This is a genomic window from Vibrio gangliei (assembly GCF_026001925.1).
Taxonomy (GTDB): Bacteria; Pseudomonadota; Gammaproteobacteria; order Enterobacterales; family Vibrionaceae; genus Vibrio; species Vibrio gangliei.
The window spans coordinates 2,181,824-2,206,531 of record NZ_AP021869.1; the positions used below are offsets into that span (position 1 = coordinate 2,181,824).

General features: G+C 44.4%; 16 protein-coding genes. 15 read left to right on the forward strand and 1 reads right to left on the reverse strand.

Translation table 11 applies throughout. From position 1 onward, the window contains the following. Window positions 1–69: 69 nt before the first annotated feature. Complete coding sequence (gene erpA / locus Vgang_RS10100) at window positions 70–411, reverse strand: iron-sulfur cluster insertion protein ErpA (RefSeq protein WP_105900761.1); 342 nt, start codon at window positions 409–411, stop codon at window positions 70–72. Window positions 412–735: 324 nt separating this feature from the next. Here erpA and hemL point away from each other — a divergent pair, with 324 nt between their 5' ends. The 15 genes from hemL to Vgang_RS10175 all read left to right on the forward strand — a co-directional run bounded on the left by hemL (window position 736) and on the right by Vgang_RS10175 (window position 24,706). Then, entirely contained in the window at window positions 736–2,025 is a 1,290-nt protein-coding gene (gene hemL / locus Vgang_RS10105; RefSeq protein WP_105900760.1) for a glutamate-1-semialdehyde 2,1-aminomutase, read from the forward strand. Window positions 2,026–2,381: 356 nt separating this feature from the next. Then, window positions 2,382–3,467 carry an AI-2E family transporter gene (locus Vgang_RS10110; RefSeq protein WP_105900759.1) on the forward strand — a complete coding sequence of 362 codons (1,086 nt, stop codon included), beginning with the start codon at window positions 2,382–2,384 and terminating at the stop codon, window positions 3,465–3,467. Between the two features lie 85 nt (window positions 3,468–3,552). Continuing rightward, window positions 3,553–4,578, forward strand: coding sequence for a 16S rRNA (guanine(1207)-N(2))-methyltransferase RsmC (gene rsmC, locus Vgang_RS10115; RefSeq protein ID WP_105900758.1), 1,026 nt, complete (start codon window positions 3,553–3,555; stop codon window positions 4,576–4,578). A 313-nt stretch (window positions 4,579–4,891) separates the two neighbouring features. Then, window positions 4,892–8,275 carry a response regulator gene (locus tag Vgang_RS10120; RefSeq protein ID WP_105900757.1) on the forward strand — a complete coding sequence of 1,128 codons (3,384 nt, stop codon included), beginning with the start codon at window positions 4,892–4,894 and terminating at the stop codon, window positions 8,273–8,275. 1,017 nt (window positions 8,276–9,292) lie between these two features. Next, on the forward strand, window positions 9,293–10,975 hold the full coding sequence (locus tag Vgang_RS10125; RefSeq protein WP_105900756.1) for an ABC transporter substrate-binding protein: 1,683 nt from the start codon (window positions 9,293–9,295) through the stop codon (window positions 10,973–10,975). 176 nt (window positions 10,976–11,151) lie between these two features. Next, window positions 11,152–12,138, forward strand: coding sequence for an ABC transporter permease (locus Vgang_RS10130; protein WP_105900755.1), 987 nt, complete (start codon window positions 11,152–11,154; stop codon window positions 12,136–12,138). A 2-nt stretch (window positions 12,139–12,140) separates the two neighbouring features. Continuing rightward, window positions 12,141–13,166, forward strand: a complete 1,026-nt coding sequence (locus Vgang_RS10135; RefSeq protein ID WP_105900754.1) for an ABC transporter permease — start codon at window positions 12,141–12,143, stop codon at window positions 13,164–13,166. Window positions 13,167–13,168: 2 nt separating this feature from the next. Then, window positions 13,169–14,167 (forward strand): ABC transporter ATP-binding protein, encoded by a 999-nt coding sequence (locus Vgang_RS10140; RefSeq protein ID WP_105900753.1) that lies wholly within the window; start codon window positions 13,169–13,171, stop codon window positions 14,165–14,167. A 57-nt stretch (window positions 14,168–14,224) separates the two neighbouring features. Continuing rightward, complete coding sequence (locus tag Vgang_RS10145) at window positions 14,225–15,226, forward strand: ABC transporter ATP-binding protein (protein ID WP_105900752.1); 1,002 nt, start codon at window positions 14,225–14,227, stop codon at window positions 15,224–15,226. Between the two features lie 126 nt (window positions 15,227–15,352). Beyond that, the gene (locus Vgang_RS10150; RefSeq protein WP_105900751.1) at window positions 15,353–17,092 is read left to right on the forward strand and encodes a glycoside hydrolase family 9 protein; all 1,740 of its coding nucleotides are present in this window, start codon (window positions 15,353–15,355) and stop codon (window positions 17,090–17,092) included. Then, window positions 17,089–17,982, forward strand: coding sequence for an N-acetylglucosamine kinase (locus Vgang_RS10155; RefSeq protein ID WP_105900750.1), 894 nt, complete (start codon window positions 17,089–17,091; stop codon window positions 17,980–17,982). Before Vgang_RS10150 ends, Vgang_RS10155 begins: the two co-directional genes overlap by 4 nt. A gap of 72 nt (window positions 17,983–18,054) precedes the next feature. After that, window positions 18,055–19,971, forward strand: a complete 1,917-nt coding sequence (locus Vgang_RS10160; RefSeq protein ID WP_105900749.1) for a beta-N-acetylhexosaminidase — start codon at window positions 18,055–18,057, stop codon at window positions 19,969–19,971. A 65-nt stretch (window positions 19,972–20,036) separates the two neighbouring features. Next, a complete protein-coding gene (locus Vgang_RS10165) occupies window positions 20,037–22,442 on the forward strand; it encodes a GH36-type glycosyl hydrolase domain-containing protein (RefSeq protein ID WP_105900748.1) in 2,406 nt (801 codons plus the stop codon). Window positions 22,443–22,583: 141 nt separating this feature from the next. Further along, the gene (locus Vgang_RS10170; protein WP_105900747.1) at window positions 22,584–23,996 is read left to right on the forward strand and encodes a phosphoglucomutase/phosphomannomutase family protein; all 1,413 of its coding nucleotides are present in this window, start codon (window positions 22,584–22,586) and stop codon (window positions 23,994–23,996) included. A 257-nt stretch (window positions 23,997–24,253) separates the two neighbouring features. After that, on the forward strand, window positions 24,254–24,706 hold the full coding sequence (locus Vgang_RS10175) for a hypothetical protein (RefSeq protein WP_157945981.1): 453 nt from the start codon (window positions 24,254–24,256) through the stop codon (window positions 24,704–24,706). Window positions 24,707–24,708 lie beyond the last annotated feature (2 nt).

Below are 24,708 nucleotides of genomic sequence, written 5' to 3' on the forward strand. Positions count from 1 at the left end.
TCACTCACTGGCCGTTTTCTTATTTCTTTTTATCTTATTTATCTTATTTATCTTTAACAATAACGAACACTAAACGCTAAAAGACGCGCCACAACCACAAGTTGTCGTTGCATTCGGATTATCAATGAAAAAGCGGGAGCCTTCCAAGCCTTCAGTGTAATCCACCACGCCACCAATCAAATATTGCAGACTCATTGGGTCAACCACTAATGTCACGTCTTGTTTTACAATAGTGGTATCGCCTTCATTCACGTTTTCATCAAAAGTGAAACCGTATTGGAAGCCACTACAACCGCCGCCGGTAATGTATACACGCAATTTTAAATTTGGATTTTCTTCTTCAGAAATCAATGTTTTTACACGAGATGCCGCGGCATCTGAAAAAGATAATGGTAATTGCTCATCGCTCATGACGACCTCTCTCATTAGCGTAGTTACCAAGCCTAGCTTTGCTTAGTATCACGAATTAGGGGGAATTCATTTGAATTCGGATGACCTGATTATCCAATACCTGACCTTATCGTTCAAGTATTCATCGCCACTTGATTAAAATTGCTTGAATCCGTCGATGAAATATAACATTACAATCCCATATTGCTAAAAACCCCGGTTAAACAAGTGCAAAACCCGTCATCTTATATACAATATGGGCACCAATCACAGTCTGAGCTACTTCATCTCGTCATCAGGCCTGATAAGTAGCCACTAGTTGTAATACCTATGTAAGGATAAAGCATGAGCAAATCCGCAGAACTCTACCAAAAAGCACAGCAGACTATTCCTGGTGGTGTTAACTCACCGGTTCGAGCATTTAACGGTGTCGGTGGCGATCCACTTTTCATCGAACGTGCTGACGGTCCACTGATTTTTGATGCCGATGGTAAAGCCTATATCGATTACGTTGGTTCTTGGGGCCCGATGATCCTAGGTCACAATAACAAAGCGATTCGCAATGCAGTGATTAAAGCTGCAGAGCGCGGTTTGAGCTTTGGCGCTCCAACCAAAACTGAAATCAAAATGGCGGAATTGGTTTCTGAAATGGTTCCATCGATGGAACAACTGCGTATGGTGAGTTCAGGTACAGAAGCAACGATGAGCGCAATTCGCCTTGCTCGTGGCTTTACTGGCCGTGATAAAATCCTTAAATTCGAAGGGTGCTACCATGGTCATGCTGATAGCTTATTGGTCAAAGCCGGCTCTGGTGCCTTAACGCTTGGTCAGCCTAGCTCTCCTGGTGTACCTGCTGACTTTGCCAAACATACCTTAACGGCCACCTTCAACGATCTTGATTCTGTGCGTGAATTATTTGCCGCCAACCCAGAACAAATCGCTTGCATCATCGTGGAACCAGTCGCGGGTAACATGAACTGTATTCCCCCGGTTGAAGGCTTTTTAGAAGGTCTACGTGAAATTTGTGATGAGCACAAAGCGTTGCTAATTTTCGATGAAGTAATGACCGGATTCCGTGTGGCTGAAGGTGGAGCGCAAGATTTCTACGACATCAAACCGGATTTAACTACACTAGGTAAAATCATAGGCGGCGGTATGCCTGTCGGTGCTTTCGGTGGCCGTAAAGATGTAATGCAATACATCGCACCAACAGGCCCTGTGTATCAAGCGGGTACGTTATCTGGTAACCCAATTGCGATGGCTGCGGGTCTTGCGTGCTTAAAAGAATTACGCGGTGAAGAAAACGAAGCTCGACTAGCAAAACGCACTAAACAATTAACCAAGGGTTTGAAAAAAGCAGCGGAAAAACACGGCATTCCGTTTACTGTTAACCGCGTTGGCGCAATGTTTGGTTTCTTCTTTACTGAGCAAAAACACATTACTTGCTATCAAGATGTAACTCAGTGCGACACTGAACGCTTCAAACGTTTCTTCCATTTAATGCTTGAGCACGGAATTTACCTGGCTCCTTCTGCATTTGAAGCAAGCTTTATGTCTTTAGCTCATTCTTCACGTGAAATTGAAGCGACCATTGAAGCCGCTGATCGTTGCTTTGCGATTATGGCGCAAGAATAAAAAACCTGACGCAAGAGCAAACGTAAAACATTAAGATTTATTTTTAAGCAAGAAGGGAAAGATCATCGATCTTTCCCTTTTTTATCTGCTCTCGGAAACGATTAATGCCAATTCAGCACAACTAAGACCACTAAGGCCACAGCCCCCAATAAAAACCAAGGGATCTTTCTTTTGGCTTTTTGATCGCAACCGCACTGCTTATCACAACACCCCATCTTTCTTCTCCACCCCCATCTTTACGATTGATCGTATATCAAATTATCGCCATTATAGGCACGCTTGATGTCTTAACTCACTTGAACTCAGGATAACTAAGACAACATATGCCCCATTAATTCCATCAGCAAGGAAGAAATATGCCTTACAAATTTAGAATGACCGCGACTCATTGGGTCTTGATCATTGCGCTCCTCGCCGCTGCTTATGCATGCTATTTATTGATAACACCTTATCTCAATTCTATTGTAGTGGCGTTTATCATTTCACTGCTGATGTCACCTTTACATTCAAAACTCTCTCAGCGTTGGCCTTCGTGTAAAAATATTACCGCCCTTCTGTCTTGCTTGTTACTCACCGTGGTGATTGTACTGCCTTTATTAGCCATCTTTGCAGCTATTGTTCAACAAGGGGCGCATCTGTCACAAACCGTTTATTCATGGGCTACCAGTGGCGGGATCCAAGAATTATTAGCTCACCCTTATGTGGTTAAAGTGTTGGATATCATTAATCATTACTTGCCTTTTGATCACATCAGCCCGCAAGAGATCGCCCAACGTGCCGCCAAGTTTATTTCTCAATTTGGCTCAACGTTGGTCTCCATCAGTGCTGGCGTGCTGGGGGATGCCACCAATTTTATAATGAATTTCTTCCTCATGTTATTTGTGCTGTTCTTTTTACTTCGTGACCAAGAACGATTACTGAATACCATGCGCCATATTTTGCCGCTTTCACGCAGCCAAGAAGATCGCTTGTTAAGTGAAATCGAACAAGTATCAAAATCAGCGGTGTTAGGATCATTTTTAACCGCTGTAGCGCAAGGGGTTGTCGGTGGTCTCGCCTTCTGGTTTGTCGGTTTGCCTGGGTTATTCTTAGGTACTATGATTGGCGCCGCGTCTTTTATTCCGGTTGTCGGTACTGCGCTCGTGTGGGTACCTGCGGCAGCTTATTTATTCTTAACCGGAGAAATCACTTGGGCTATCTTCATTGTGGTATGGGGTATCGCTGTCATTGGCTCGATTGATAATTTACTTCGTCCGTTACTGATGCAAGGCAGTGCTGGCATGGATACGTTAATGATCTTCTTTGCATTGCTGGGCGGTATTCAATTATTTGGCTTGATCGGCTTAATCTATGGCCCGCTGATTTTTGCCATCACCATGGTACTTTTCAAAATGTATGAAGAAGAATTTAAACACTTCCTTAATATGCAAGATAATAGCTAGCTTCAGCAGTTAACTTGACTCAACACTTCATTGCCAGGCTCGATTGTGCGAAAATCGGGCCTGTTTTATTTTTAGGTAGAAACCCATGTCCACATATACTGCACCAAGCCAAATTGCCCAACGTCAACTTGAATACTTCAATGGCAAGCATGTTTTGATTGCCGGTGAAGCTGAGGACATGTTTTGCCTAGAATTAGCTAAGCATTGCGAGTCAGTTTCTATTTTTACGACTCACTATGGTTACCACCAACAATTTAACCAGCACTCGCATATTCAATCTTATTTTGGTGCACAGTTTACCGCCGATACCCAAGCCGACATGCTTTTACTTTACTGGCCAAAAGCCAAAGCCGAAGCGCAATTTTTATTAGCGATGCTAATGGATAAATTAGGACCAAACACCGAAGTTTGTGTCGTTGGTGAAAACCGTTCTGGTGTCAAAAGCATTGAGAAAATGTTTGCCGATTATGGTCATATTAAAAAGTACGATTCGGCTCGCCGATGCTCATTTTATTGGGGGCAAGTATCAAATAAAGCGGCACCTTTTGAGCTAGAGCAATGGTTCAAGACCTACCCACTCACGGTAGGAGAAACGACATTAACCATAAAAAGTTTGCCGGGAGTATTCAGTCACGGTGAATTTGATAAAGGCAGTGAATTACTATTAGAAACCTTGCCAAAACTGAATGGACGAGTACTGGATTTTGGCTGTGGCGCAGGCGTCATTGGCTGTGTCATGGCAGCGCGAAACCCAGGCATTCAAGTAGAAATGTGTGATATTAGTGCTTTAGCCGTCGTCTCTAGCCAAGCAACGTTAGAGGCGAATGGTTTAGAAGGAAAAGTGTTCGCTTCTGATATTTATTCCGATATTACAGGCCAATTCGATTATTTAGTCAGTAACCCACCTTTCCATTCCGGGTTAGATACCAATTACAACGCCGCAGAAACCCTATTATCTCAAGCACCTCGCTATCTCAAATCAGCAGGAAAAATGCTCATCGTGGCGAATAACTTCTTAAAGTATCAACCTATCATTCAAGCGGCTTTTGGCGAATGCGAGACTTTAGCTAAAAATAATAAATTCGCGATTTACGCCGCTCAAAAAGGCTAAATTCAACCCGCCTTTCATTTCACACGCCGTGTTGACTATTCACATGGCGTGAGAAAGCATTAGAAAAGCCGCTTTAACAATAATCAATCTCACTTTCTCCCCCTCACTCAGGCAGTCAATCTGGCAGTTTGTGAACTTCATCACTTTTGAAGAACTTTTTTTCTATCGAAAATCAAGCTTCTTTATCCATTCGCAGATAAAATAACAACTGGGCGTAGCATCGCAATTCTATCTCGTTTACTCACAAGTAATAACATTGACTATTTAGGTTACGTCATTATCAAACCATCAATCACAGGCAAGCATCACGATCATGTTAAAGTCACGTAAGACTCATAAATTTCAAAGACTTCAGCACACTTTAATGGTGGCATTTCTCGTTTTAAGTCTCACACCTTTAACCATTATTGGTTTATTTTTCTTGCATTCGCACAGCCAAGACTTACAAGAACAAAGTACCTCTTATTTGGTCTCAGTTCGCGACACGAAAAAACAACAAATAAATGACTACATCAAGTCCAAGCAATCCGAAGTATTAGGCATTGTTCGTTCAGAATTAGCTTATGCCAGTGGTGGGCGTTTTTATGGTTTGATCAGCGCATTTACCAAGTTAGGGGATTCACCAGAAGAATCTCGAGCCAATGCACAGCAGCGCTATATTTTGGGCTCAGGCGATCAAATTAAAACCTCGGTGCTACCAGAGTCGAAAAATTACGCGAGCACCGAACGCTATCGATTACTGCATAAACGCTATCACTGGGCTTATCTTGATATTCTAAAACGTTCAGATTTTAGTGATATTTTACTGATTGATTTAGATGGCGATGTTGCTTATTCGGTGATGAAAAATGACGATTTTGGTACCAACTTACTCACCGGCAAGCATAAAGATTCTATGCTGGGGCAAACTTTCAAGCGTTTAACGGAAGTGGTGAAAGCGTCACGCCAAAACAATGAAGATTACACCCCCATTCTTGTCTCCGACTTCAGTCAAGAGCATGGACAGCAAGTCATGTGGATTGGTGCGCCCATCATTCAACAGGGCTACTTACACAGCTACGCGATGTTTAAGCTACCCAGTACCGCACTCACCAATACCATCACAGAAACCAATAAAGACACCACTCAATTGCTAGTGGGTTCAGACAATCTAGCCAGGATACAAGGGCTCAAAACAGAACAAATCACGGCCAGTGAAGAAGTCATCACCAAAGCTCTCGCCGGTCACACTGCTGTAGGTTCGTTTTCCAATACCCATGATGAAAAAATTATCGCGGCTTACACACCGGTTAAAGTACAAGATAAGACGTGGGCCTTAGTGGTTGAATTACCAGAAAAAGAAGCTTACGCACGTGTTCAGCAATTAGAGCATATTTTCTATCTAGTGATGCTGATAGGAGTGGCTGTCGTGATCATCTGCTCTCACTATCTATCAAACTTTATTACCCTGCCGCTGCTGAAACTAACTTGGGTCGCGGAACGAGTATCTGCTGGTGACCTGACTCAAGATATCATCAATATAGAACGAAAGGATGAAATTGGGCGTCTTGCCACCAGCTTTGCACGCATGCAACGATCCATCAAAGATAAGATTGATTTAATTGGATCTCAAAACGCAAAATTAGAAGAAAATATTAAAACCATTCGCCAGCAAAATGATGAATTACAGCTAGCAAACAAATTGAAAGATGAATTTTTAGCCACCACATCACATGAGCTAAGAACCCCACTACACGGAATGGTGGGTATTGCCGAAGCGTTAAACTCAGGTGCAAATGGCCCAGTTCCTGCACACCAAAAACACCAACTCTCTATTATCATCAATAGCGGTCAACGCTTGGCAACCTTAGTCGATGATTTACTTGATTACCATAAGATGCGTTACGGTAACTTGGACATTCAAAAAACCGCGGTCGATTTATCCTCGACGACTCACCTAGTGCTAGAGCTGTCAAAGCATTTGCTCGGTAATAAACCCATCCGCATCATTAATCAGATCCCGGTCGAACTGCCATTGGTTCTAGCCGATGCACAACGCTTAGAACAAGTGCTTTATAACCTGGTTGGTAATGCCATCAAGTATACCTCGGAAGGTAAAATCATCATTTCCGCAACGATTTTAGAGCACAGCATTCGTGTTCAAGTCGTGGATACGGGGCAAGGCATTCCATCCGATCAACTCGAACACATTTTCGAACCTCTCATCCAAGCTGGACAAGACTCTAGCCGTTATCGCCAAGGTGCTGGTCTTGGTTTATCGATCAGCCGTCAACTCATAGAGTTAATGGGTGGCACGCTCTATGTTAGCAGCCAACCTCTGGTCGGAACCACCTTCAGTTTCACTTTGCCGATCGCGACCGACGAGCAAATTGAAGCCTATCAGCAAAGCCAGATTAATCATCACTTCCAAGCCCCAGAAGTGCATAACTTCGTCAATAATGATGATTCTTCATTGCCACAAAACCCCAATGGCCCCCTATTGGTGGTGGCAGATGATGAGCCAGTTAACCTACAGATTCTTGACAGTTTCCTACGTTTAGAAGGCTACCGAGTTAAAACCGCAACCGATGGACTGACAGCGTTAAAACTCATTGAAGATGAAAAGCCTGAATTGGTTCTGCTGGATATTATGATGCCAGGCATGAGTGGCTATGAAGTCTGTCAGGATGTACGTCAAACATACGATCATGCCCAATTACCGATCATTTTATTAACGGCGTTAAGCCAAACCAATGATCGAATCCGTGGCTTTGAAGCCGGTGCAAACGACTACCTCACTAAACCTTTTAATAAGCAAGAGCTTGCCGCTCGTATTCGAGCACATCTCACGGCCAGCAAAGCCGAATTGAGACGAATTGAAAACGCACAACTGCAACAAGAGCTACGTCTGCGTGAGCAAGTTGAAGCGAGTCTACTAGAAACCCAAGGGCGTCTATTAGAACAACTCGAATCCGCTCCTGAAGCCATTATCTGCTTGCGTGAAGATGGTCGTATTCGCTTTGCCAATGATTCTGCCGCCAAATTATTTAGACGCACACCAGAGCAACTTAGGCGCTCACAAGCCGATGAAATCATTGCACCTAAGTTCTTAAAAATTACTCAAGAACATTTCTGCGGCGAAATTGATGTATTTATTGAGGATAAACGTGAGCATCTCATTTGCGACATTCTCACACTGCCAGAAGGCTCAGGGCTGAAATACATGTATATCTTTAATATGGGTGGCGGCGTCAACGCACAACGAATTGATAATCTCGAAACAGCCATAGAAGCGCTATCCAGTTATGCCTTTGAAGGGGATAAGAACAAACTTCAGCAACTCAAAGAGCTAGGGGGAGAATTTACCCGTTTAGCCGACAAAGTGGCGCATAAGAGTGAAGATAAACAACAAATCATGCGTGAAATATTGGTTGAAACGATGAATACCGCGCTAGATTACTGGGAATCAGATACCGGGCAGACGAAATTTACTCTAGCTGAACAAAGTGGTCTATGGCGTGTATACCTTGACCGAAGCACTCTACAAACTCGCACCTTAGATAAATATTTGCGAATAGAAACGCTACCGAAAACCCCACGTTGGCGCACAGTACTCAATACTATTGATTACATCTTGGAAAATACCTCGGCAGAGAATACGCAACGTCAGCACTTAATTGCATGTCGAGAAAGGATACAAACCTTGCTTACTAACTAAAGAAGCTCGGAAGCTCGGAAGCTCGGAAGCTCGGAAGCTCGGAAGCTCGGAAGCTCGGAAGCTCGGAAGCTCGGAAGCTCGGAAGCTCGGAAGCTCGGAAGCTCGATTTTTCATACTGCTATTAAACTTTCAAGCCCATAATGTGATTTATGGGCTTTATTTTACTCACTTCCACTCTTTTGCTTTACCAATCACATATCCCGACCACTGACTCTAACCACATCCCTGAAACACACAGTCAAGACGCTAACGAGTGCCACACCACTCACTACAACCGAGCTATTTACATCCTAACTATTTAGAACCTAACTATAAAAACCGCTTTAATAAGGATTAATGACTGCCTACACAGTTAAAGACTCATGAAGGTAATGACCGCGTATCATGAGCCTAGTGACACCTCAGTTATATAGGAATAGGCTCAATTAGAGAGTAAAACCACTTATTTTCCAACATTAATTAACTTCATTTTCAGTCTAAATCATTGTCTGAATTTCGTGCAAACTCACCGATGAAAAACCAATAACCGTATTAATTTACTGGTAATGCGAAGCCACTCACAACAAATTGGCAATATTATTTTCGCTAAGGAAATAAAGGTTAATTCAAAGAAGTGATCTTCATCACCCGTAAAAGAAAACCAATAAAAAGCACCAAAAGTAAAGAACAAAAAAGATAGTAAACACTTACAAACAAAGAAAATCAAAAAAACTTTTGAGAAGAAGATCACAACGGAATAGAGTTCACTTTTTAAACGATCAGAGTTTTTTTTTTACGATTTTAACGTCTAATACCGCTGTTTTAACGTTTTTAACGAGAATTGAAATTGACGATTTCAACGACAAGGTGTTTTCTTACTACTGCCGAGGCCTACAGGCCACTCGACATCACCAACTCAGTGTTTGAGCATCACACTGAAAATCAGTTGGCATGGCGAGGTAGGTCTAAGCGAGTGTTTATCAATTGATGACATTCCTTTTAATTAAGCTAAAACAAAAGCAAAAGTAAGGAACAGCTATGCTTACCAATATTAAGAAAACAGCAATCGCTGCCGCAGTCCTTTCTGTCGCAGCAACAGGCTTTACTTCTGTCGCTTCGGCTGCAGAGCGCAGCGAACTGACTGTAGTGCCTGATTTCTACCCTACAATGGTGCGTAACTTTAACCCGTACCTTGGTGCAACCAACTTAAAAACAACCACAGACTTTATTTATGAGCCATTGGTTATCTTTAATGAAATGCATGGCAATACGCCGGTAATGCGTCTAGCTAAAGATTTCAAAATGTCTGACGACCTAATGACCGTAACTTTTGACATCCGTGAAGGTGTGAAATGGTCGGATGGTAAAGCGTTCACAGCAAACGATGTGGTTTACTCATACGAGCTATTGAAAAAATACCCAGCACTTGACCAATCAGGCATCAACAAGTGGGTAAAAGGTGTTGAGAAAAAAGGCGACTACCAAGTTATCTTCCACCTAACTGAAGCGAACTCAAACGTTCCTTACGAAATTTCTAAAGTACCTGTCGTTGCTGAACACGTATGGAAAGACGTCAAAGATCCTACGACTTTCACTAACGAAAACCCTGTAGGTACGGGTCCATTTACTGAAATCGACACCTTTACTCCACAGCTTTACATTCAGTGCGCTAACCCTAACTACTGGGATGCAGACAACCTAGACGTAGACTGTTTGCGTGTACCTCAAATCGCAAACAACGACCAGCTTCTTAGCAAAATCGTTAACTCTGAGCTAGATTGGACTTCTTCTTTCGTACCAGACATCGACAAGACTTACGCATCAGTTAGCCCTAACCATCACTACTGGTATCCACCAGCAGGTACACAAGCGTTCATGGTAAACTTTGCTGAAAAAGATCCAGCGAAAAAAGAAGCATTAGGTAACGTAGACTTCCGTCGTGCATTCTCAATGGCGCTTGACCGTCAAACTATTATTGACATCGCGTTCTATGGTGCAGGTACACCGAATGATTTCGCATCAGGCCTAGGCTACACATTTGAAGCTTGGTCAGATGAGAAAATTCACGACAAATACAAAGGCTACAACACATACAACGTGGAAGGCTCAAAAGCATTACTGAAAAAAGCCGGTTTCGTTGATAAAGACGGTGACGGATTCGTCGAAACGCCATCAGGCAAATCTTTCGAGCTATTAATTCAATCACCAAACGGTTGGACTGACTTTAACAACACAGTACAACTTGCGGTTGAACAGCTTCAAGATGTGGGTATTAAAGCGAAAGCTCGTACACCTGAATTCGCAGTTTACAACCAAGCGATGCTAGAAGGTAACTACGATGTAGCTTATACCAACTACTTCCACGGTGCGGATCCATACACTTACTGGAACTCTGCGTACAACTCAGCACTACAAAGTGGTGAAGGTATGCCTCGTTTCGCAATGCACTTCTTCAAAGACGCTAAGCTAGACAGCCTATTAAACAGCTTCTACAAAACAGCAGACAAGAATGAGCAGCTAAACATTGCACACCAAATTCAGCAAATCATCGCTGAAAACCAAGTGACTATCCCAGTGTTATCTGGTGCGGCTATGTACCAATACAACACTAAGAAATTCACTGGCTGGTGGAACGAGAAAAATCCAAAAGGTCGTCCACAAATTTGGGCTGGTATTCCTGAGCGTCTACTACACGTACTGGACCTAAAACCAGTTAAGTAACACGCTCCACTTAGCGGTGCACACATCTTCGATGCTAGCAGTGTACCGCTTTTAAAATCCCCTCCTAGTACAAAAATGTATGGCGCTCGTCGTCAGGGGATTTCTTTGCCTAATGAACTAGGCTGCCTGCAACCAGAGTCAGGCAAAAAATTCTGGGGAAGTAGAAGGTGTAAGTTATGGGATTCTTCTTAAAACGTTTAGGTTTTTATTTTATCGCACTCGTGGTGGCGGCCACGATTAACTTTGCGATTCCTCGTGCCATGCCAGGTGACCCAGTCACCATGATGTTTGCACACGCGACAGTTCAAGTAACGCCTGAGCGTATTGCTGCTATGAAAGAGCTATTAGGCTTTGTTGATGGCGGTATCATTGCTCAATATTGGGCTTACATTAAAAACATTTTCAGCTGGAACTTAGGGACATCTATCCAGTTCTACCCGCTTTCGGTTGAAAAGCTACTCGGTGGCGCGTTCGGCTGGTCACTATTCTTAGCGGGTACTGCGGTTATTTTCTCTTTCTCTATTGGTTCTATCCTGGGCATTTTTGCAGCTTGGAAACGCGGCAGTAAATACGATGCTTTTATCTCACCGGGAATGCTGGTAGTTCAAGCCGTACCTCAAGTGGTTATCGCCATGCTCGCGATGTTTATCTTCGCGGTTGGTTTGCGCTGGTTCCCAACCGGTTACGCCTATACCGCAGGTAATATACCTGATTGGACTAGCTGGGCATTTATTAAAGACGTGGCTTATCACGCTGTACTGCCTTTATTCTGTGCTTCTGTTGTTCAAATCGGCGGCTTTTTAATCAACATGCGTAACAACATGATTAACCTTCTCAATGAAGACTACATCACCATGGCAAAGGGCAAAGGCCTCAGTGAAAACCGTGTCGTGTTCAACTACGCAGCTCGTAACGCCATGCTACCAAGTGTGACCGCATTGTCTATGTCATTGGGTATGGCAATTGGTGGTCAGCTGATTGTTGAGATCATTTTTAACTATCCAGGGCTTGGCACGGTTCTGTTCAATGCCATCAACGCACGTGACTACCAAGTCCTACAAGGTCAGTTGCTTATCATGACACTGTTCATGTTGTTCTTTAACTTACTGGCCGACATGTTGTATGTCGTACTTGACCCTCGCCTACGCAAGGGAGGTAAATAATCATGAAAGCTTTAATTAAACTATTGTCTGGTAACCCAAAAGCCATGATTGGTGTGGTAATTCTAACCCTATTTATTTTAATGGCACTGTTTGCCCCTTTAATTACCAAACATGAACCAGATCGCCGTACTGGTAACCCACATGAATACCCAAGTGCAGTAACTCATCTTGCTAAGCAAAACCCGGATGGTTGGGTAGCGCAAAACCTCGCCAATGATCGCCGCACTATGATCATGTCGAAAAAAGAAGATCATGTGTTAGGCACAACTCGCATGGGTCGTGATGTGTGGTCACAGCTTGCTTACGGTGCTCGAGTCTCACTCGGTGTAGGCTTTGGTGCAGGCCTTGTGGTGTGTTTTTTAGCCACTGTGATTGGCGTTTCAGCCGGTTATTTTGGTGGTCGTGTCGATGACATTCTCACGGCAGCGATGAACATCATGCTGGTTATTCCTCAATACCCACTACTATTCGTACTGGCTGCCTTTATCGGTGAAGCTGGCCCATTAACCATTGCCCTGATTATCGGTTGTACTTCCTGGGCTTGGGGCGCACGTGTGGTTCGCTCACAAACTCTAGCACTGCGTGAAAAAGAGTTCGTTAAGGCCGCTGAAGTATTAGGTGAATCTTCATTCCGCATCATCTTTGTTGAGATTCTGCCAAACCTTATTTCAATTGTCGGTGCAAGTTTCATCGGTTCGGTGATGTACGCCATCATGATGGAAGCCACCATTTCTTTCTTAGGTCTTGGCGACCCAAGCACCATCAGTTGGGGCATCATGCTCTACAACGTACAAACCTCATCAGCCATCCTAGTTGGTGCATGGTGGGAGCTGATCACCCCTTGTCTAGCATTAACGACGCTAGCGGTTGGCCTGGCAATGTTGAACTTTGCTGTGGATGAAGTGGCAAACCCTCAATTACGTTCACACAAAGGCATGAAACGTTGGAAGAAAATTGCCGAGCAAGACAAGAAAGCGCGTGAGCCTGAGTTGCCACCACAAAATGCAGTATGGAGCGGAGATAAATAATTATGAGCACTATTCAAAACCAAGAACCGCTGATTTCCATTCGCAATCTCTGTGTTGACTACATTACCGACGCAGGTGATGTAAGAGCGGTAAACAACGTTAGCTTTGATATTGCACCAGGCGAAGTCTTTGGTCTCGCCGGTGAGTCGGGTTGTGGTAAGTCCACCGTTGCCTTTTCGCTGATGCGTTTACATAAGCCGCCCGCTTTCATTACTGGTGGTGAAGTGATCTTCAACGGTGAGAATATTTTGAAATACAGCGAGCAACGTATTCAAAGTTTCCGTTGGAGTGAGATGTCGATGGTGTTCCAAAGTGCGATGAACGCTTTGAACCCAGTATTACCAATGGAAGAACAGTTTTGCGATGTGATCATGCGTCACACCAACTTAAACCGTGAGCAAGCGAAAAAACGCGCCGAAGGTTTATTGGAAATCGTGGATATTCACCCAGATCGTTTAGGCGACTACCCTCACCAGTTCTCTGGCGGTATACGTCAGCGTTTGGTTATCGCCATTGCATTAGCGCTGAACCCGAAAATGATCATCATGGATGAGCCAACCACCGCACTGGATGTGGTAGTACAGCGTGAGATTTTACAAAAGATCTACGCACTAAAAGAGGAATTTGGATTCTCTATTTTATTCATTACCCATGACTTATCCCTAATGGTCGAGTTTTCGGATCGCATTGGCATCATGTATTCCGGTGAATTAATTGAAGTGGCACCGTCGAAAGAAATTTTGGAATCGCCATATCACCCATACACCAAAGGCTTGGGTGCGTCTTTCCCACCTTTAACTGGGCCGAAAACAAAACTTACAGGTATTCCGGGTAATCCACTGAACTTACTCGAAATTCCGCAAGGTTGTCGCTTCCAAGCTCGTTGTGAGCGAGTTCATGACACATGTCGTCAAGTCCCGACGCAACTTCGTCAAATTGAGCCAGGAAGACTATCTAATTGCCATCTATATGGTGAGCCGATAGTCCAAGTAAAAGCGTAATCGGGACTGAAACCGGCGATATGCCAGATAAGAATTAGGAAAGCTGGAGACATAATTATGAGCTCATCAGACAAATACGGAAAATTACTGATTGAAGGCAAAAATCTCGTTAAAGATTTCCCTATCACCAGTAATTCATTGAAACAGCCTATGATGCGCGCGATTAATGACGTGTCATTCAAAATGTACAAAAGCCGAGGCTTAGCGGTCGTAGGGGAATCCGGTTCAGGTAAATCCACCACCGCTAAAATGATCGCCAAAATGTACGCCCCAACTGCCGGTACCATCGAGTACAAAGGCCGTGATATTCAAGAGATCAAAAAGAAACAAGATCTGATGCACTATCGCGAAGGGGTACAAATGGTATGGCAAGATCCGTTCGGATCGTTAAACCCAACCCATAACATTTTCCACCACATTGCGCGCCCATTGATCATTCACAACAAAGTGAAAAGCAGCAATAAAAAAGAGCTCGAAGAACGTGTGTATGAATTACTTGAACAAGTGGGCTTAAACCCTGCTAAAGAAACCGCGCAAAAATTCCCACACCAACTTTCTGGTGGTCAACGTCAACGCGTTAACTTAGCTCGAAATATTGCGGTTGGCGCAGAAGTGGTTTTGGCCGATGAGCCAACTTCCATGCTGGATGTATCGATTCGTGCGGGTGTGTTGAACTTGATGGAAGAAATGAAGTTCGACAAACAAATGTCACTGCTTTACATCACACACGACATCGCCACCGCGCGTTACATCGCAGAAGATCTTTCGGTTATGTATGTTGGCCACATGGTTGAATGGGGTGATACCGATGAAATCATTCACGATCCACAGCATCCATATACTCAACTATTGGTTTCTGCGGTACCAGATCCGAAGAAATCTATCCACGAGAAACTAAAAGGTAACAAAGGGGAAATCCCATTGTGGACACCTGAATCACTCGGTTGCCCATTCGCCGGACGCTGTTTACATGCCACCGATAAGTGCCGTGAAAAAATGCCAGGTGTCACTCAACTGGGTGAAAACCACTTCGTTCGCTGTTACCTGTTTGAGCAATAAATTATCGGTTTACAAGTAACTTGTTAATTTAACAATCATTCACTCCGTCACCCATGTGATAAAGGCATGGGTATGACGGATTCGTTGAACTTTCTCTGATAATTCAGACAGAGGCTTAGAGCAGATATGCAAATACTTACTAACCACCTAGGTTACGCTCGCTTTAGTAGCAAAAATGCCGTCGTACTTGCCTCAACGTTAGAGTTACCCATCACTGTCATGCTAGTGAATATGGAGACACATCAAACCGTCGCTGAGTTTGATGCTCAGCCTGTTGGCCGTGTCGATAACTGGCATCATGGTGAGTTTTATCAAATTAACTTTTCGTCATGGACTCAAGCTGGAACTTACCGTTTGGTCTCTGGCGAGCATCAATCACATCCTTTTAGCATCTGTGAAAATGTACTGATGCAACGTACTTTCTCTGATGTGCTGCATTACTTCAAGTCACAACGTTGCGGTGGGATATTTGATCAGCAAGACAAAGCGGTGCCACTCCTCAATAGCGAACAACGCGTTGATGTGCACGGTGGTTGGTACGATGCCTCCGGTGATGTGAGTAAATATCTAAGCCACCTCTCGTATGCCAATTATCTCAATCCTCAGCAAATTCCAATGGTGGTTTGGAATATGCTCAAAGGTTTATCTCTGACTTCTGAACAAGATGACTTTGCCCGTTTTTCTCGCATTCGTTTAATGGAAGAAGCGCTATTTGGTGCTGATTTTTTAATGCGCATGCAAAGCGAGCAAGGTTTCTTTTACATGACGGTGTTTGATAAGTGGAGCAAAGATATCAAGCAGCGTGAGATCTGTGCCTATGAAACACAACAAGGTCATAAAGGCGAAGATTATCAAGCTGGCTTCCGTCAAGGTGGCGGTATTGCCATTGCGGCTTTAGCTCGTACGTCTCAGTTAGAGCAAGGCGGAGAATATCAACCAAGTCAATATTTAGAGGCCGCAATCAAAGGTTATTGGCATTTAGTCGAACACAACCACCAATATCTTAATGACGGCACACCTAACATTATTGATGAATATTGTGCGCTATTAGCGGCAACCGAGTTATTTAACGCCACTCAAAATGATGCATTTTTTCAACAAGCGCGAAACTGGGCCAACGCATTAATGGCAAGACAGTGCAGTGACGAGTTATACCAACACTTTTGGGCGGCGAATGAAAATGGCTCACGCCCCTATTTTCATGCGGCTGAAGCGGGTTTGCCTGTGATTGCCTTATTGGAATATGTAGCAATTGAAGCAGAAGATGCACGTAAACAAACCGCGCTCACCACTATCGAAAATGCGCTCAGATTTGAGTTGGCGATCACTCAAGAAGTGGCGAATCCATTTGGCTATCCGCGCCAGTACGTTAAAGGCATGGATGAAGATAAGCGTAGCGCCTTTTTTATCGCTCATAACAACGAATCTGGTTATTGGTGGCAAGGTGAAAATGCTCGCTTAGGGTCACTGTCTACTATGGCCAATTTAGCCCTGCCACATGTGCAAGATGCAGATTTAAAAGCCGCGCTCAAAAGCTACGCTCAGTCAGCATTGGATTGGATTTTAGGCTTAAATCCTTACGACATGTGCATGCTCGATGGCCATGGTTACAACAACCCTGATTACCTACCTGAATTGGGCTTTTTCAACGCCAAAGGAGGCGTGTGCAATGGCATTACCGCGGGCTTTGAAGATGAGCGAGATATTGCCTTCAATCCACCCGAACAAAAAGATGACATGCTACAAAACTGGCGCTGGGGCGAGCAATGGATCCCACATGGCGCTTGGTATCTACTTGCGATCATCAGCCAACAGTATGCCGGAGCTGACTCCCAATCTATCGCTCAAAAAGGAGCCAAACAATGACGCACTATTTGGTCGGTATTGATGGTGGTGGCACGTCTTGTCGCACACGCATTCGAGATGAATCAGGTCGTTTAATTGGCGAAGGAAAAAGTGGCAGCGCCAATATCCTATTAGGTGTTGATGTAGCCATGAGCTCAATAAAGCAAGCTATTTCACAAGCGATGGAAAGTAGCCAATTAACCTCAGCAGACTTTGCTCGCATGCACCTTGGCTTGGCTTTGGCGGCAGCAGAACAAAAGCAAGCTTGGCAACAGTTTATGGCTCAAGCCCACCCTTTTGCCAGCATGGTGCTCAATACCGATGCCTACGGCGCTTGCCTAGGAGCGCATCAAGGTGAAGATGGCGCAATCATGATCGCAGGAACTGGCTCTTGTGGCTTATTGCTCAAACAAGGCCAGCAATATGTGGTCGGTGGCCGTGAGTTTCCCATTTCCGATCTCGGCGGTGGGGCCATTATGGGGTTGCGTTTAATCCAATATACCTTACTCACTGTCGATGGCATCAAGCCTTCAAGTGCTATTACTGACGTCGTGTTGCAGCATTTTACTCACGATATTGATGCGATTGTCGATTGGTCCAAAACTGCTCGACCTTGCGATTATGGTCAATTTTCACCACAAATTTTTGCTTGTGCAGCCCAAGGCGACCAAGTGGCCAACAACCTACTGCAACACAGCGCTGATGATATTGAGATGTACCTCAATGCCCTAATCAATAAAGGCGCAGAGAAAATCGTATTAATGGGGGGGATTGGCGAACGTATTACGCCTTGGCTAAGTCAACATGTGCGCTCTTACCTTGTCGATGCCAAACAAGATGCCATCGAAGGAGCATTAATGATGGCCAATCAGCCACAACATAATCTTTTTCAACTCGATACCAACGAATAAATAACCGATACCTAAATAACCAATACATAACTAACAATGATGACGACTCAAAGCAGTCTTAAAGGTGGACACATGGATTACCGTATTGACCTTGCTGTTCTGGAAGAACAAGAAAATTATTCTCGCCTCGCATTAACGCTTCATAATTTAAGCGATGTCGATTTACAAGACTGGAAACTGTGTGTGAGCTTTCGCCGTTATATCCAACCTGCCAGTGTCAGCCAAGGCGCTATTGAGCAAGTGGGCGGGTTATGCACATTCCTACCACAAGACAATCAAACGCTGAGTGCAAACTCACATTATTACGTCGAGTTCGGTTGTCATACTGCCGCCTTTCAATTATTAGATGATGGCTTCGATGATGCGATCATTCAAACGGCAGCCGGATCAATTCCTGTTGCTCTTACACCTGTTGCGCTCAAATCCCCAAGCAAGCAAAAGACTCCGGTTCCTGAAGTCGCAGCAAACCTGTGTGGCATCATTCCACAACCGCAAAATATACAACCTATGGATGGGCAGTTTGATTTAAACCAAACCTTGGTATTTCAATCTCATTCTAGCCAAGCCAAAAGCGCATTAAATTGGCTCGCGCATGAACTGAGCCAAATTTTAGACAACACCATCAAAATGAGCACTCAAGGTAACTTGTGCTTAGTGGTTTCTCCGAACTTATCGGAAGGTGCTTATAAGCTGGAAGTTCAGGCACACCAAATTATTCTCGAAGCCAACTCACCAAGCGGCTTTATGCACGGCTGCGCGTCATTATGGCAATGGATAAGTCACCAAGTGCACAGTGGCAATCGTTCACTACCTTGTGTCTTGATCACCGATAAACCGCGCTTTAAACACCGTGGCATGATGCTTGATTGTGCTCGACACTTTCACCCTGTTGACACAATAAAACGCTTAATCAATCAATTAGCACAACTCAAATTCAACGTTTTCCATTGGCATTTAACCGATGACGAAGGCTGGCGTATTGAAATTAAATCCTTTCCACAATTGACGGAAATCGGTGCTTGGCGAGGACTAGACACCCCAATTGAACCACAGTATTCCAACCTTGCAGGAAAGCACGGCGGCTATTACAGCCAAGCGCAAATTCGTGATCTGATCCAATACGCGGCGGAACGTAATATCAGTGTTATCCCTGAAATTGACATTCCTGGCCATTGCCGAGCGGCGATCAAGTCGTTACCAGAACTCTTAGTCGATCCTGATGATCACTCTGAGTACCGTAGCATTCAGTACTACACCGATAATGTTCTCTCACCTGCGCTAGAGGGCACATACACCTTTCTCGATACCGTATTAGAAGAAGTGGCTCAACTCTTCCCTGCGCCTTACGTTCACATTGGTGCCGATGAAGTGCCTCATGGCGTTTGGACGGATAGCCCAAAATGTCAGGCTTTGATGAAAGAACAAGGCTATAGCGATGAAAAAGAGCTTCAAGGCCACCTACTTCGATATGCAGAAGAAAAATTGAAGTCACTGGGCAAGCGCATGATTGGCTGGGAAGAAGTGCAACATGGCGACAAAGTCAGTAAAGACACCATTGTATGCTCTTGGCTAAGTGAAAAAGCCGGCCTTGAAGGGGCAGAAAAAGGCTTCGATGTCATTCTACAACCGGCGCAATACACCTATTTAGACATAGTGCAGGATTTTAACTGTGAAGAAATGGGCGTTAACTGGGCTGGCGTCACCCCGCTTGAAAAAGCCTACAGCTATGAACCATTGGCCGAGTTAGATGCGGATGATCCGCGTCGACAACATATTTTTGGCGTTCAATGCGGCTTATGGTGCGAAATTGTCGATAACCAAGATCGCATTGATCACATGCTTTTCCCACGTTTGCTAGCAATTTCAGAAGCGTGCTGGACCAATAAATCCCAAAGAAACTGGCTCGACTTTTTAGCCCGCCTTAATGGGCATCAAGCCACTTTAACTCACCAAGGCATTCAATATCGCCCTTGGTATAAAGAGAATTAATCAATTATCCATGGAGCGCACACAATAAGCGCCACCACGGTTTTATTTTTAGTAAGGAATACATTATGAAATACGGTTTTTTCGATAATGACAATCGTGAATATGTCATCACTCGTCCTGACGTGCCGGCACCATGGACTAACTATTTAGGCACGGAAAAGTTTTGTACCGTGATTTCTCACAACGCGGGTGGTTACTCATTCTATAACTCACCAGAATACAATCGTGTCACTAAATTCCGTCCAAACGCAACATTCGATCGCCCTGGGCACTATGTGTATTTGCGTGATGATGAAAGCGGAGATTACTGGTCCATTTCATGGCAACCAGTAGCCAAAAGTTTAGATGAAGCGAGCTATGAAGTTCGCCATGGCTTGTCATATTCAAAATTTAAGTGTGAATACAACGACATTACCGCCACCAAAACCTTATTTGTACCTAAAGGTGAAGACGCAGAAATTTGGGACGTCGTGATTAAAAACACGGGTGATAAACCTCGCACCATCAGTGCTTTCTCATTTGTGGAGTTCTCATTCAGCCACATTCAATCGGATAACCAAAACCATCAGATGTCGCTCTACTCGGCGGGCACCGCTTATCGTACTGGTGTGATTGAATACGATCTGTACTACAACACCAATGATTTTGAAGGTGTCTATTACTTAGCTTCAACGTTCGATCCGGATTCCTATGATGGCCAACGCGACAGTTTCTTAGGTCTATACCGCGATGAAGCGAATCCAATTGCGGTGGAAAAAGGCCAATGCTCCAACTCAGCGCAAACTTGCTACAACCACTGTGGTTCACTGCATAAGCAATTTGTTATCCAACCCGGTGAAGAAGTTCGCTTTGCCTACATTTTAGGTATTGGTAAAGGCAACGGCGACAAACTGCGCGCCAAATACCAAGATCTTGCCAATGTTGACGCTGCCTTTGCTGGCATTAAAGCGCACTGGGATGAGCGTTGTAATAAGTTCCAAGTCAAATCGCCAAATGAAGGTTTGGATACCATGATCAACGCCTGGACACTCTACCAAGCGGAAACTTGTGTGGTGTGGTCTCGCTTTGCTTCTTTCATTGAAGTGGGTGGTCGTACTGGTTTGGGTTACCGCGATACCGCGCAAGATGCGATTTCTGTCCCCCATGCCAACCCGAAAATGACACGTAAACGTCTGGTTGACTTACTACGTGGCCAAGTCAAAGCGGGCTATGGTTTACACCTGTTTGATCCAGACTGGTTCGATCCAGAAAAAGCCGATGTCAAACCATCAAAATCACCAACGGTTGTGCCAACGCCAAGTGATGAAGATAAGATCCACGGCATTGAAGACACCTGCTCAGACGATCATTTATGGTTGGTTCCGACCATCTGTAAATACGTGATGGAAACCGGTGAGCAAAGCTTCTTTGATGAAGTGATCCCATACGCAGACGGTGGCGATGCAACCGTGTATGAACACATGAAAGCGGCATTGGACTTCTCAGCAGAATACGTGGGTAACACCGGTATTTGTAAAGGTCTACGCGCTGACTGGAACGACTGCTTGAACTTAGGTGGCGGTGAATCGTCTATGGTGTCTTTCCTACATTACTGGGCACTGCAAGAGTTTATCGACCTTGCCAAATACCTAGGCAAAGCTGAAGACGTGGATAAATACAGCACCATGGCTGAAGGCGTACGCAACGCGTGTGAAACACATTTGTGGGATGAAGAAGGCGGTTGGTACATTCGCGGCCTCACTAAAAATGGCGACAAAATCGGTACCGCACAACAAACCGAAGGTAAGATCCATCTTGAGTCTAATACCCTAGCGGTATTGTCTGGCGCAGTCTCTCAAGAGCGTGGTGAGCGCGCAATGGACTCTGTTGATGAGCACTTATACTCACCTTACGGCTTGCATTTGAATGCACCCTCTTTTGCTACACCAAATGATGATATCGGTTTCGTGACTCGTGTGTATCAAGGCGTGAAAGAAAATGGCGCGATCTTCTCACATCCAAACCCATGGGCGTGGGTGGCTGAAGCCAAACTTGGCCGTGGTGATAAAGCGATGAAGTTCTACGACGCACTCAACCCATACAACCAAAACGACATGATCGAAACTCGTATTGCAGAACCTTACTCTTACGTGCAGTTCATCATGGGCCGCGATCATCAAGATCATGGTCGAGCCAACCACCCTTGGCTAACCGGTACTTCAGGCTGGGCTTACTTTGCGGTTACAAACTTTATCCTAGGTGTACGCACAGGCTTTGAAGGATTAACCGTCGATCCATGTATTCCAACCTCATGGCCTGGTTTCGAAGTGACTCGTCAATGGCGCGGGGCGACTTACCACATCAAAGTCGAAAACCCGAATAATGTCAGCAAAGGCGTTGCTTCTATTACCCTAAACGGCGAAGCGATTGAAGGCGCGATTCCAGTTCAAGCGGAAGGCAGCGTGAACGAGGTTCTGGTGGTTTTAGGCTAGTCAGTCTCGGGTCTCGGGTCTCGGGTCTCGGGTCTCGGGTCTCGGAGAAAGCTTAAAAAAACTTCGAATTTCAAAGCAATAATTTCGAGCCACGAGCAACGAGTATTCGTTCTTTTTCGGCTCTTTTAAAAGGATGTCATTATGATCAAATTTGGAACCGGTGGCTGGCGCGCCTTTATTGGGGAAGAATTTACCCAAGCCAACGTGCGCTTGGTTGCTCAAGCGTTGGCCAATATCATTAATACAGAAAATGCGGCAGATAACGGGTTTGTGATTGGCTATGACCGCCGCTTTTTATCCGATAAAGCCGCCAAATGGTTTGCCGAAGTATTAGCGGCGAATGGCGTGAAAGTGAGTTTTATCAACCGCTTTGTACCGACACCGATTGTAATGTTTAAAGCCAAAGCCATGAACTGTCATTATTCGGCTTGCATTACCGCTTCGCACAACCCTGCCGATTACAACGGCATTAAAGTCTTCATTCAAGGTGGACGTGATGCTGATGAAGTAATCACGCAAAAAATTGAAGCGCAAATTGCCGAGCTACAAAACGCAGATGTTCAGTTAGTTGAATTTGATGACGCGCTTGAAAATGGCAGTATTGAAATCATTAATCCGATGAACGAATTTGTCGATTCGATCATTAATGCCATTGACATGGAAGCGATCAAAAAAGCCAATTTGCGCGTGTTGATTGACCCTATGTTTGGGGTGGCGAAAAATGCTCTGCAAACCGTGCTTATCAATGGTCGTTGTGATGTCGATGTGATTAACGACGGTGAAAACCCCTCATTCGGTGGTTTGATGCCTTCACCGAGCGCCGCCACACTGTATCGTTTAAAGCACTTAGTAGCAGCCGAAGGCTATGACATCGGAATCGGAACCGATGGTGATGCCGACCGTTTAGGGATCATCGATGAGAAAGGCAACTTCATTCACCCGAATGAAGTGCTGATTTTGTTGTATTACTACCTACTGGAATACAAAGGCTGGAAAGGCTCCGTTGTACGCAATATTGCTACCACTCACCTACTGGATAAGATCGCGGCCGACCATGGTGAAAAGAGCTTTGAGGTTCCAGTAGGCTTTAAGCACATCAGTAGTCAAATGGAAGCCGATGACTCGCTGATTGGTGGGGAAAGCTCGGGCGGTTTAACCATTCGCGGCCATATTAAAGGCAAAGATGGCGTGTTTGCATCAAGCCTATTAGTCGAAATGATCAGTGTGACGGGCAAGAAATTGTCTGAAATGCTGGATGAAATCTACGGCAAATATGGTTACGCCTACACCGCCGAAGGCGATTGCACCTTCAAACCGTCACAAAAAGAAGCGCTATACAACAAAATCTACGTAGAAAAGCAGCTCCCCGATTTTGAGTTTGAAGTTGAAAAAGTCAGTTATGACGATGGCGCGAAAGTGTACTTCAAAAACGGCGGCTGGGTGATCGCCCGCTTCTCTGGCACCGAACCACTGTTGCGTATTTTCTCCGAAATGGCCGATAAGCCAACCGCAGAAAGTGTCGTGGCGCAAATGAAGGCGTTTTTAGCGTTATAAATATAGGGTTGCTAGGTTTGAGTGCCTAGTTTCTAGGTGGAAGAGATCGTGGTGAGCGCTGCGGTCTCTTTTGCATAATTCCAATATCCACTACCTATTATTTCTATCCAATAATTATTTATATAACTCCCAAAGTTAGACATACGCTCCCGTAAGAAAAATCTGATTTTAAACGTTTACCCTCCTAATTTATGCGTCATGTCATAACAATGTAAACTATACATTGCCAAACACGTAAAAACCCATATAAAAATAAAATGAATCACAAAAAACACATTCACCACTTAACTGTGGAGGGCGGTAGCATTTCTATTCCCATAAAAAAACACTCAAAAAAAACGAGCATTTACTGGGCACTCAGTATTGTCTTTATATCTATCGGAACATGGTTAATAGCAGTGAATAAACCAGCCAGTTTAACCAATGTAACTAGACAACAGGAAAATCAAATTCAAGCACAGAATGAGCAAGATACCAATACTCATCAATTAAGTGAAAACATTAGCTACCCATCTCCAGTTCAGCAACTACAGCAATCTGTAACACAAGGGTTGATAAAAACCTCGAACCCCAAGCTTCCTCTTTTAAAAGGGGATTTAGAAACATTCGCAACCAGTAATATCACTCAAGAATATGAACCTACCGATGAATTAGTGGAACTAAAACTTAAGTTAAAAAGGCTTGAGTCACTATCATCATCTGGGCAATAACC